Genomic DNA, 9,015 nt, shown 5'->3' with positions numbered 1-9,015 from the left:
CGAACAAGGCCACCCAGGCGTCCTTGTCCTTGGCGCGCACCGCGGCCTGCGAGGCCGCGCCCGCGATCCGCGCCGGGTGTTCGGTCGTGGTGGTCACTGCTGCTCACTCCCGACGACCCACATCGAGAAGTACTGCGAGCCACCGCCGTACGCGTGCCCGAACGCCTTGCGCGCGTTCTCCACCTGGTAGTCGCCCGCGCGGCCCATGACCTGCTTGGCGGCCTCGGCGAAGCGGATCATGCCGGAGGCGCCGATCGGGTTGGAGGACAGCACGCCGCCCGAGGGGTTGACCGGCAGCTTCCCGCCGATGGCGGTCTCGCCGGCCTCGGTGAGCTTCCAGCCCTCGTTCTCCGGAACGAATCCGAGGTTCTCCAGCCACATCGGCTCGAACCAGGAGAAGGGGACGTAGATCTCGGCCGCGTCGATCTCCTCGAGCGGGTCGGTGATTCCGGCCTGCTTCCAGAGCGCCTGCGCGGCTTGCCTTCCGGCCTGCGGACTGACCTGGTCGCGCCCGGCGTAGGCGAGCGGCTCGGTGCGCATGGAGGTGCCGTGCACCCAGGCCACCTTCTTGCCCTGCGCCTCGGCCGCCTTGGCCGACGCCTCGTCGCCGATCACGATGGCGCACGCGCCGTCGGAGGACGGGCAGGTCTCGTCGAAACGGATAGGGTCCCAGAGCATTTGGGACGCCATCACCGATTCCACCGTGATGTCGGGCTGGTGCAGGTGCGCGAACGGGTTGCGCGCGCCATTGCGGCGATCCTTCACCGCCACCATCGCGCCCACGTGCACCGGGGCGTTGGAGCGGTGAATGTAGGAGCGCACATGCGGGGCGAAGTAGCCGCCCGCGCCCGCGCCCACCGGCTTGGTGAACGGCACCGGGTTCGACAACGCCCACATGGCGTTGGACTCCGACTGCTTCTCCCACGCGAGGGCCAGCACCTTGCCGTGCACCCCCGCCTGCACCTGGTTGGCGGCGACGACGGCGGTGGAGCCGCCGACCGAACCGGCCGTGTGCACCCGGAGCAGCGGTTTTCCGGTGGCGCCCAACGCATCCGCGAGGAACAGCTCCGGCATCATGGAGCCCTCGAAGAAGTCGGGGGCCTTGCCGACCACGACCGCGTCGATGTCGGCCATGGTCAGACCGGAGTCCGTGAGCGCCCGGTCGATGGCTTCCCGGACCATGCCGGCCATCGAGACATCCGACCGTTTGGTCACGTGATGAGTCTGTCCGGTTCCCAGGACAGCGGCTGGCAAGGTCATCGTGCCTCCAGGGTGGCGACCAGGTTCTGCTGCAACGCGGGACCCGAACTGGCATGTGCCAGTGCGCGATTCGCGGTGCCATTGAAGATTTCGGTGGCGGCGAAGCCGATGCGCTCGAGTCCGGCCGCGAACATCGGGTTGCCCGAGAGCGGACCGCCCGAGGGGTTGATGCGGGTGTTCCCGTTCAGGCCGATGGCCTGCTTGAGGATCAGCTCCTCGTGGCTGAACTGCGCGTGCAGCTCGGCGACGTCGAAGCCGCTCGCGTCGCCGCCGGTGACGGCGTCGGCCGCGCGCTTGGCGGACTCCGAGACGGTGAGGTCGCGCGCACCCAGCACCGGGGTGTCGATGTAGTGGGCCATGCCGGTCAGCCAGGCCGGGCGCTCGCACAGTTCGCGGGCACGGTCACCCCGGGCCAGCACGATGGCGGCCGCGCCGTCGGTGATCGGCGCGATGTCGTGGGCCCGGAACGGATCCGCGACTTTGGCTTCGGCCAAAAGCTTTTCGACGTCGATGCCATTGCTGCGGGCGGCCACGGCGGCCATGTCGGCCTCCGTCCAGAGTCCCGCGTCCAGGCCCGCGCGGGCCTGCAATCCGGCCATGGACACCGAGTCCGGCCACAGCGGCGCGACCAGGTACGGGTCGGTCTGCAGACTCAGGATCTGGCGCAGGGTGCCGGCCGACGACTTGCCGAAGCCGTACACCAGTGCCGTATCCGCTTGTCCGGAGCGGATTTTCACCCACGCCTCGTACAGTGCCCAGGCGGCGTCCATCTCCACGTGCGACTCGTTGATCGGCGGCACCGCGCCGATGGAGTCGATGGCCGAGATGAACGAGAAGGCGCGTCCGGCAAGGTAATCCGAGGAGCCGGAGCACCAGAAGCCGATATCGGAGACACCGATGCCGAGCTTGGACTTGAGCTCCTGGAAGCACGGCGCGAGCATCTCCACGCCGTTGGTGGTGCCGAAGGTCTCCGGCACGTGCGGCGCGTGCGCGAAGCCCACCACCGCGATGTCGGTTGCTGTGTTACTCAAGGTATTTCAGCGCCTCTCTACAGGTGGTGCGCGAAAGAGTCGTAGTCGGCGTCCGGTTCGCCGGTGGGCCGGAAGTGGTCGATGTTGCCGATGGACAGGCCCCACTCCTCGCGCGGCTTCCACACGGCCTTCACCTTCATGCCCATCCGGACCTCGCTCGCCTCGATGCCGAGCACCAGGTGCAGGAACGGAATATCGGTGCCGTCCAACAGGATGTAGGCGGCCACGTACGGGGGCTTGATGGACTGGCCCATGAACGGCACGTTCACGATGCAGAACGTGGTCACGATGCCGGTGTCGGCCACCTCGACGAAGTCGTCGGTCGGCGAGCCGTCGCGCGGGTCCGCGCCGCGGGGCGGGAAGTACACCTTGCCGTCCATCTGGGCACGGGCGCCGAGCAGCTTGCCTTCCATCAGGCCCTTGAGGAAGACGGCTTCCTGCGGGGCGGCGGTGTGCTTGATGGAGAAGTCGACCGGGGTCACGATGCCGGTGATGGGTTCGGCATCCGACGCGGGATCGGTGGGCGCATTGGAGGTTTCGCCGGGCTCGAAGGCGGCGATGTCCTGGATGCGGCCGGTGCGCTCGGCGGCCCAGCGCGCCCGCACCCGCAGACCGGTCGAAATGTCCTCGGGCGAGGCCACATCCACGGCGTGCAGGATGGCGGTGTCCGCGCCGTCGAGCTTGATGAGCGCGAAGGCGAAGGGCCGGTCGAAGGGCTGGCCGGGAATCGGCTCGGCCACCCACGACCAGGTCTGGACGGTGCCCACGTCGGAGACCTCGACGAACTCCGAGAGGGGTTCGCTGGTCTTCGGATCGAATTCCGCGGGCGGCACGATCACGCGCCCATCGGAACCCCGCACCCCGACGACCTTGCCGGACCGCAGTTCCGTGAGGAAGCGGCCGATGATCGGACCGGTGGAGCGGGTGTAGTCGAATTGCATCCGCAGCGGTGCGGACAGTACTTCGGTGTTCCCCAGAGTCACGAGATCGAGTAGAACAGGTTCTAGTGACGGTGGCAAGGGCCGGGGCTGAGCCCTCGCCGACGGCCTCGAAATGTTCTAGGAAGGAACGCCGAAATGCGCTTTGGTCTGCAACTCGGATATTGGGGCGCGCAGCCGCCCGCCAATCATCGGGAGCTGGTGGCGGCCGCCGAGGAGTCCGGCTTCGACGCCGTCTTCACCGCGGAATCCTGGGGTTCGGACGCCTTCACACCGCTGGCCTGGTACGGCTCCGACACCAGCCGGGTCCGCCTCGGCACCTCGGTCGTGCAGCTGTCCGCGCGCACGCCCACCGCCACCGCCATGGCCGCGCTGACCCTCGACCACCTCAGCGGCGGGCGGCACATTCTCGGTCTCGGCGTCTCCGGCCCGCAGGTGGTCGAGGGCTGGTACGGACAGTCCTTCGCCAAACCGCTCGCGCGCACCCGCGAATACGTCTCGATCGTGCGGCAGGTGCTGGCCCGTGAGGCCAAGGTGACCAGCGACGGCCCGGCCTACCCGCTGCCCTTCAACGGCGCGGGCGCAACGGGATTGGGCAAGCCGCTCAAGCCGATCACCCACCCGCTGCGCGCGGACCTGCCGATCTGGCTCGGCGCGGAGGGTCCCAAGAACGTGGCGCTGACCGCCGAGATCGCCGACGGCTGGCTCGCCATCTACTACACGCCGCGGCTGGCCGACATGTACAACGAATGGCTCGACGAGGGCTTCTCGCGGCCGGGCGCGCGGCGCTCACGCGAGGACTTCGAGATCGCCGCCACCGCGCAGGTGATCCTGACCGACGATCGCAAGGCCGCCCTGGACGCCATCCGGCCCTACAGCGCGCTCTACATCGGCGGCATGGGCGCGGAGGAGCTGAACTTCCACGCCGAGGTGTACCGGCGCATGGGCTATGGCGAGGCGGTCGACGAGATCACCCAGCTGTTCCGCTCGGGGCGCAAAGCGGAAGCGGCCGCGGCGGTTCCGGACGAGCTGATCCTCGACACCACCATCATCGGCAACGAGGCCGAGGTGCGTGAGCAGCTGAAGGTCTGGGAGAAGGCGGGCGTCACCATGATGCTCATCGGCGTGCGCGATGTCGCCCAGTTCGAGGCCCTCCGTCCGCTGATCGAATCGTAGGAATGGGCGTAGTGTGTGACAGGGGGCACATTCGGTCCGTCGACTGAGTGAGATTTGTGGCTTGTCACACACAAGAACACGTTCTATTTTGATCCTGTGAGCTACAACATTGCGGACCTCGTCGAGCACACCATCGACCTCATGCCGGAACGTGTCGCACTGGTTGACGACTCGCGTTCGGTGACCTACGCCGAGCTGGAGGACCGGGCCAACCGGTTGGCGCACTACCTGCAGGAACAGGGTGTCAAGCCCGGTGACAAGGTCGGTGTGTACTCGCGCAACACCATCGAGGCCGTCGAGTCCATGGTGGCCATCTTCAAGGCCCGCGCGGTGATGATCAACGTGAACTACCGCTACGTTGAGAACGAGTTGCAATACATTTTCGAGAACTCGGACATGGTCGCTCTCATTCACGAGCGGCGCTACAGCGACAAGGTCGCCAATGTGCTGCCGAACGTGCCGGCCATCAAGTCGGTCATCACCGTCGAGGACGGCACCGATCTGCCGCTGCCCCCGAGCGCCGTCGAATACGAAGCGGCGCTGGCGGGTTCGCACGGCGAGCGCGATTTCGAGGAGCGCTCCTCCGACGACATCATGATGATCTACACCGGCGGCACCACCGGCATGCCCAAGGGCGTGATGTGGCGGCAGGAGGACTGGTGGCGCGTGCTCGGCGGCGGCATCAACTTCTACACCGGCGTCTTCATCGAGGACGAGTGGGAGCAGGCCAAGGGCGGCGCCAGCGGCAACTCGCCGATGGTGCGCTACCCGATCCCGCCGCTGATCCACGGCGGCGCGTTCACCGCCACCCTGCACAGCCTCTTCGACGGTGGCAAGGCCGTCATGCTGCCGGAGTTCAGCGGCCACGGAGTGTGGCAGGCGATCGAGCGGCACGGCGTGAACATGATCTTTATTACCGGTGACGCGATGGCCCGTCCGATGCTGGACGCGGTGGCCGCGGGCAATCCGGAAACCGGTGCGCCCTATAACCATTCGAGCCTGTGGGTGCTGGCCTCCAGTGCGGCGCTGTTCTCGCCCGCGCTCAAGGACGACTTCATCGAGCGGTTCCCGAACGCGCTCATCACCGACTCGATCGGCTCCTCGGAGACCGGCTTCGGCGGTCTGTCGGTGGCCGCCAAGGGCACCACCCACACCGGTGGCCCGCGGGTGAAGATCGACGGCTCCACCAAGGTGATCGACGAGGAGGGCAACGAGGTCGCGGCCGGTTCCGGCCAGGTCGGCATGCTCGCCCGCACCGGCAACATCCCGCTGGGCTACTACAACGACCCGGTCAAGACCGCCGAAACCTTCAAGGTGTTCAACGGGATTCGCTACTCCATTCCCGGCGACTACGCCCGGGTGGAGGAGGACGGCACCGTGACCATGCTGGGTCGCGGCTCGGTGTCGATCAACTCCGGTGGCGAGAAGATCTACCCCGAAGAGGTCGAGGGCGCGCTCAAGGCGCATCCGGAGATCTTCGACGCGCTGGTGGTCGGCGTGCCCGACGAGCGCTGGGGTCAGCGGGTGGTCGCGGTCGTGCAGTGTCGCGACGGTGCCCGCCCGACGCTGGACGAGCTGCGGCCGACGCTGGTCAAGGAGATCTCGTCCTACAAGATGCCGCGCAGCCTGTGGTACGCCGACGAGATCAAGCGTTCGCCCGCCGGTAAGCCCGACTACAAGTGGGCCAAGGCGCAGACCGAGGCCCGCGAGGCCGACAACCACGCGTCCGCGTCCACGGCGAAGTAGGTCCGCCGCTGAGTAATTCGAGCACAACGAATTACAAGAATGTGATTGCCCGCCTGCTTGCGCAGGCGGGCAGTTTTTGTCGGTGGGCTGTGCGAGGCTGTCTGGCATGAGCGAGAAGGCAGGCAGATCGATCACCATTTCGGATGATGTGTTGCGCTCTTTCGAGGGGCATCGGCGGGAATTGTGCGCTTACGCCTATCGAATGCTCGGGTCATCGTTCGAAGCCGAAGACGCGGTGCAGGAGACGTTCACGCGCGCGTGGAAGTCCTACGACTCCTTCGAGGGACGTTCCAGCCTGCGCTCGTGGCTCTACAAGATCGCCACCAATGTCTGCCTCGACATGCTCGACGGGCCGCAGCGGCGCGCCCGGCCGATGGATCTGAACGGCCCCTCCACCCCCGATTCCACGCTGCCCGCGCCGGAGCCGGATTACGTCTGGGTGGAACCGATTCCGAACGCGCTCGCCTTCGGCGCGGACCCGGCCGAGGCCGCCAGCACGAAAGACACCCTGCGCCTGGCCTTCGTGGCCGCCGTGCAACACCTGCCCGCCAGCCAGCGCGCGATCCTGATCATGCGCGAGGTGCTGCGGTTCTCGGCGGGGGAGACCGCCGACATGCTCAATGTCTCGCCCGCGTCGGTGAACAGCGCCTTGCAGCGCGCCCGCGCCACCATGTCGAAGGTGCAGGAGACCGCCACGGTCTCGGACACTTTCGACGAGAACAACGAGCAGCAGCGCAAGCTCGTCGACGATTTCGTCAAGGCCTTCGAGGCCTACGACATGGACGCGCTCACCGATCTGCTCAAAGCCGATGTGGCACTGTCCATGCCGCCGTTCTCGCTGTGGGTCTCCGGTCCGCAGAACGTCGCCGAGTTCATGCTCGGCACCGGCCAGGGCTGCCGGGATTCGCGCATGGTGCCGCTGGCGGGCGCGAACGGCCTGCCCGCCTTCGGCCACTACAAGCCGGGCGACGAGCCGGGCGTGTGGATTCCGTGGTCGATCACGACCCTGGAACTCGACGGAGACCAGATCTCGGGTCTGACCTTCTTCCTCGACACCGAGAAGCTCTTCCCGCTGTTCGGCCTGCCCAAGGAGCTACGCCCGAACTAGGCCGGTTCGCCCTCCTGCCGAGGCATGAGAGGAACCGGCCCGCGGACCGACCCGGCGCGCGACCCCCCTCGAAGACTGAGGATCCGGTGACCGCTGAACGATCGCCGTTGATCGGGTGGCGGGGCGGCGATGCCGCACGCACTGGCCGGTTCTCTTACCCTTGCCGGGCCGCCGGGGCCGTGCAAGATCGATCACTCACACGAATTGTGTGACCTCGAGGGGAATGCTCAACTCGGACAAGCTATTTGGTCAGCCAGGGTAGGCCATGTAGAAGGGCTCCCACTGGTGGCCGTCGGGGTCGAGGAAGGTGCGGCCGTGCATGCCGACCTCGGCCTCCTGGGCGCGTTTATCGGCATTGACCTCTTCGGTGCCGCCGGCGCGCAGGGCCGCCTCGGTGAGGTCGTCGACCTCCTGGGCGGAGGCCAGGGAGAGCGCGTACAAGCCGCCGACGGTGGCCCGGGTGTCGGCGAGCGGGCGGCTGCTGAAGGTGGTGAAGAACTCCTGGGTCAGCAGCATCAGGCAGATATTGTCGTCGACCACGATGCAGGCGGCATTGCCATCGGTGAAGTCCTGGTTCACCTTCCAGCCCAGGGCCTCGTAGAACCGTTTGGAGCGCTCCAGATCGGCCACGGGCAGGTTCAGGAAGATCATCTTGGTCGGCATGGCGGTTCGCCCCTGTCTCTGCGTTTCGAGTCGCACGTATATCGATGTACTGGTGGGGACGAAGCGGGTGCGGAAAAGTCATCGGTCGTGCGAGAGTGGCTGGGGAGGTGCCCGATGAACTACAGCTACCTGGTCGCTCTCACCGGCAGTGGCGGAACCGTGCCGCCGGAACTGGGTGTGGTGCGGCGACTGGCGCGGCGTGGCCATCGGGTGACGGTCCTGGCCGAGGAGTCTCTGGCGGGACCGGTGGCGGCGACGGGAGCGCGACTGCGGCCGCGCGCGGGCGCCGGATACGCCCGCGACACCGCCGACGAAATCGATGCCGAGCGACCGGATCTGGTGCTGGCCTCCTTCTTCGCCTTCGGGGCCATGGTCGCCGCGCAGGCCTGCGAGGTGCCGTTCTCGGTGCTGGTGCCCGGCATCTACCCGCTGCCGGTGGAGGGCGGCCCGCCGCCCGGCACCGGATTCGGCCAGGCCACCGGTCCGCTGGGCCGCTGGCGCGACCGGGTGGTCGGGTCGCTGGTGCAGCGGCGCTGGGACGAGGAGCTGCTACCCCGGCTCAATACCTTGCGCGCCGACTTCGGGCTGGAACGGCTGGCGCACTATCAGGATCAGGCGCGACTGGCCCGCCGTCAGCTGGTCTTGTCCAGTGCCGCATTCGATTTCACCGGTCAGGCCCCGGACGGGGTGCGCTGGGTGGGACCCATCCTGGATGAACCGGACTGGGCGGGGGAGGAACCCTGGACCCAGACCGACGGCGGCGAGCCGCTGATCCTGGTGGCGCTGTCCACCACCTTCCAACGCCAAACCGACTGTCTGCAAAGGATCGCCGACGCCCTGGCCCTGCTCCCGGTGCGCGGGGTGCTCACCACCGGCCCGGCGATCGACCCGGACACGATCCACGCGCCCGCCAATGTGACCGTGCTCCGGCACGGCCCACACAGCGCGATCATGCGCCACGCCAGCCTGGTCGTCACCCACGGCGGGCACGGCACCCTGATGAAGTCCTTCGCCGCCGACCTGCCGGTGCTGGTGCTCCCGCACGGCCGCGACAATGCCGACAACGCCGCCCGCGTCCGGGCGCATCGCGCGG

General features: G+C 67.7%; 8 protein-coding genes. 4 read left to right on the top strand and 4 right to left on the bottom strand.

Going from position 1 to position 9,015, the window contains the following annotated elements:
• Nucleotides 1-93: 93 nt before the first annotated feature.
• Genes ACWELQ_RS28565 through ACWELQ_RS28555 form a run of 3 tightly spaced genes read right to left on the bottom strand, consistent with a single transcriptional unit; the run spans nucleotide 94 to nucleotide 3,232 of the window.
• On the bottom strand, nucleotides 94-1,260 hold the full coding sequence (locus ACWELQ_RS28565) for a thiolase domain-containing protein (RefSeq protein WP_452400127.1): 1,167 nt from the start codon (nucleotides 1,258-1,260) through the stop codon (nucleotides 94-96).
• Nucleotides 1,257-2,291, bottom strand: a complete 1,035-nt coding sequence (locus ACWELQ_RS28560; RefSeq protein ID WP_379354442.1) for a thiolase domain-containing protein — start codon at nucleotides 2,289-2,291, stop codon at nucleotides 1,257-1,259. Before ACWELQ_RS28560 ends, ACWELQ_RS28565 begins: the two co-directional genes overlap by 4 nt.
• Nucleotides 2,292-2,308: 17 nt before the next feature.
• On the bottom strand, nucleotides 2,309-3,232 hold the full coding sequence (locus ACWELQ_RS28555; protein WP_452400128.1) for a Zn-ribbon domain-containing OB-fold protein: 924 nt from the start codon (nucleotides 3,230-3,232) through the stop codon (nucleotides 2,309-2,311).
• 135 nt (nucleotides 3,233-3,367) lie between these two features.
• On the opposite strand from ACWELQ_RS28555, the gene ACWELQ_RS28550 reads away from it, so the two are divergent.
• The 3 genes from ACWELQ_RS28550 (at nucleotide 3,368) to ACWELQ_RS28540 (ending at nucleotide 7,259) form a co-directional block, all read left to right on the top strand.
• On the top strand, nucleotides 3,368-4,405 hold the full coding sequence (locus tag ACWELQ_RS28550) for an LLM class F420-dependent oxidoreductase (protein ID WP_452400126.1): 1,038 nt from the start codon (nucleotides 3,368-3,370) through the stop codon (nucleotides 4,403-4,405).
• 96 nt (nucleotides 4,406-4,501) lie between these two features.
• Nucleotides 4,502-6,151: an acyl-CoA synthetase gene (locus ACWELQ_RS28545; protein ID WP_452400125.1), complete on the top strand. Its 1,650-nt coding sequence runs from the start codon at nucleotides 4,502-4,504 to the stop codon at nucleotides 6,149-6,151.
• A 106-nt stretch (nucleotides 6,152-6,257) separates the two neighbouring features.
• The gene (locus tag ACWELQ_RS28540; protein WP_452400124.1) at nucleotides 6,258-7,259 is read left to right on the top strand and encodes a sigma-70 family RNA polymerase sigma factor; all 1,002 of its coding nucleotides are present in this window, start codon (nucleotides 6,258-6,260) and stop codon (nucleotides 7,257-7,259) included.
• A gap of 249 nt (nucleotides 7,260-7,508) precedes the next feature.
• Here ACWELQ_RS28540 and ACWELQ_RS28535 read toward each other — a convergent pair whose 3' ends face one another.
• The gene (locus ACWELQ_RS28535; protein ID WP_452400123.1) at nucleotides 7,509-7,922 is read right to left on the bottom strand and encodes a VOC family protein; all 414 of its coding nucleotides are present in this window, start codon (nucleotides 7,920-7,922) and stop codon (nucleotides 7,509-7,511) included.
• A 114-nt stretch (nucleotides 7,923-8,036) separates the two neighbouring features.
• On the opposite strand from ACWELQ_RS28535, the gene ACWELQ_RS28530 reads away from it, so the two are divergent.
• Nucleotides 8,037-9,015: glycosyltransferase (locus ACWELQ_RS28530; RefSeq protein ID WP_452400122.1), on the top strand; the 979-nt coding region annotated here is incomplete at its 3' end.

It is taken from the genome of Nocardia sp. NPDC004722, from assembly GCF_053601505.1.
This window is presented reverse-complemented; position numbering and strand designations above follow the sequence as displayed.

Coding starts and splice junctions, on each gene's coding strand:
- ACWELQ_RS28540 (WP_452400124.1), top strand. CDS start 6,258: ATGAGCGAGAAGGCAGGCAGATCGATCACCATTTCGGATGATGTGTTG.
- ACWELQ_RS28535 (WP_452400123.1), bottom strand. CDS start 7,922: ATGCCGACCAAGATGATCTTCCTGAACCTGCCCGTGGCCGATCTGGAG.
- ACWELQ_RS28555 (WP_452400128.1), bottom strand. CDS start 3,232: ATGCAATTCGACTACACCCGCTCCACCGGTCCGATCATCGGCCGCTTC.
- ACWELQ_RS28550 (WP_452400126.1), top strand. CDS start 3,368: ATGCGCTTTGGTCTGCAACTCGGATATTGGGGCGCGCAGCCGCCCGCC.
- ACWELQ_RS28565 (WP_452400127.1), bottom strand. CDS start 1,260: ATGACCTTGCCAGCCGCTGTCCTGGGAACCGGACAGACTCATCACGTG.